Source organism: Kitasatospora sp. NPDC047058 (assembly GCF_040643935.1).
Taxonomy (GTDB): domain Bacteria; phylum Actinomycetota; class Actinomycetes; order Streptomycetales; family Streptomycetaceae; genus Kitasatospora.
Genome location: NZ_JBEYVJ010000906.1, coordinates 1 through 1,227, shown reverse-complemented (window position 1 = coordinate 1,227; position 1,227 = coordinate 1). Strand labels below are relative to the sequence as shown.

The window sequence follows — 1,227 nt, the reverse complement described above, 5'->3', positions numbered from 1 at the left end:
TGCCGTATCAGGCAATGTTGGCCCTGGTGACGACTTCGCGTAGGCGCTGATCGGCGGCGTGCTTGTTCCGCCAGATGATGTAGCGGCGGATCATGCTGCCCTGGGCCTTATGGCTGGGATGGTCGGTGCCGTCGAGGGCGAAGTAGCGCAGAGCGGTGAACTGCGCCTCAATCCGGTTGAGCCAGGAGCTGTTGGTCGGGGTGTAGGCGATCTCGACGTTGTTCGCCGCCGCCCAGGTTCCGACCCGCTGGCACCGTTTCGTCGTCAGGTGCGGCGAGTAGTTGTCGCAGACGATTGCAATGCGCACGTCCGCCGGGTGCAGCGAGCGCAGGTAGCGGCAGAACTCCAGGAACTTGGAGCGGTTCTTGGTCTTCTTGACGTGGCCGTAGAGCTGGTCCTTGGCGAGGTCGTAGGCGGCGAACAGGTGTCGGACGCCGTGCGGTCGGGTGTAGGTAGCCCGCCGCCGGGGTCTGGGCTCGCGGTCGGAGTCCTTGCCCTTGCCGCCGCGTTCGGCCCACTGCCGACCGGGGTGCGGCTGGAGGTTGAGCGGCCCGAACTCGTCGAGGCAGAAGATGACTTCGGGCTCGCCTTCCTCGGGTATGACCTCGCCGTCAGCGATGGCGTAGAGGTGTTCGACGCGGGCCTTCTTCGTCGCGTAGTCGGGGTCGCGGGAGGTCTTCCAGGTCTTCACGCGTTGAAAGGAGACGCCCTCCTCGCGGAGCAGGATGCGCAGGCCCTCGTGGCTGATGTCGTCGACCACCCCCTCGGCGACCAGGAAGTCGGCCAGCTTGGCCAGGCTCCAGGTCGAGAACGGCAGGCCGTGCTCGGCCGGCTTGGACTTGGCGATCTTCTTGATCTCGCGGCGCTCGGGCAGAGTGAACGTCCTTGGCCGCCCGCCCTTGTATTTCGGGTAGAGCGAGTCGAAGCCGTCGGCATTGAAGTTGTGGATCACGTCGCGGACCCGGTCCGCGCTGGTGAACGTGACCTCGGCGATCTTCGCCACGGGCATGCGCTGGGCGGACAGCAGCACCATCTGGGCCCGGCGCCAGGTCACCACCGACCCAGTGCCCCGGCGGACGATCCGCAACAGCCGTCTGCCCTCGTCGTCATCGATCTCACGGACCTGCACACGTTCAGCCACGTGATCATTCTGACGGTCCGGTGCCGCCCGGCTCAGCAACCGGGCGACACGTCACGACGAGGCGAACGTTGCCTGATACGGCACTA

The 1,227-nt window shown here is 66.2% G+C and carries 1 protein-coding gene; it reads right to left on the bottom strand.

Annotated elements, in window-relative coordinates; translation table 11 throughout:
- Positions 1-7: 7 nt before the first annotated feature.
- Positions 8-1,141: an IS630 family transposase gene (locus tag ABZ885_RS41525; protein ID WP_360200444.1), complete on the bottom strand. Its 1,134-nt coding sequence runs from the start codon at positions 1,139-1,141 to the stop codon at positions 8-10.
- Positions 1,142-1,227: the final 86 nt, after the last annotated feature.